Annotated in this window: 1 protein-coding gene; it reads left to right on the plus strand. The window is 61.2% G+C overall.

The genetic code is table 11. The features are described from left to right. Positions 1–10 precede the first annotated feature (10 nt). Positions 11–448 (plus strand): carbohydrate ABC transporter permease (locus EN939_RS37575; RefSeq protein ID WP_164751665.1); only part of this gene is annotated, 438 nt, incomplete at its 3' end.

Here is a 448-nt window from a genome sequence, read left to right on the forward strand (position 1 = left end):
GTCAGCTGCTATCCAGCCGCGACCTTCGATCTTCTCACGGATTCTGTCGCGCTGGAGCGAAAGCCGGAACGCACTTGGCTTCGGCTTCATGCTTCCGGCGGCTGCACTGCTGCTTGTCTTCCTGACCTATCCGCTGGGGCTCGGCGTCTGGCTCGGCTTCACCGATGCCCGCATCGGCCGCCCCGGCATCTTCATCGGCGTCGAAAACTATGAATACCTGTGGAGCGACGCCGTCTTCTGGCTCTCCGTCTTCAACACCTTGCTCTACACGATCAGCGCCTCGATCCTGAAATTCGCGCTCGGCCTCTGGCTGGCGCTCATCCTCAACCAGAACCTGCCCTTCAAATCGTTCTTCCGCGCGATCGTCCTGCTGCCGTGGGTGGTGCCGACGGTGCTCTCGGCCATCGCCTTCTGGTGGATCTACGATTCGCAGTTCTCCATCCTGTCG

It is taken from the genome of Mesorhizobium sp. M7A.F.Ca.CA.002.05.1.1 (genome assembly GCF_003998335.1).
Lineage (GTDB): Bacteria > Pseudomonadota > Alphaproteobacteria > Rhizobiales > Rhizobiaceae > Mesorhizobium.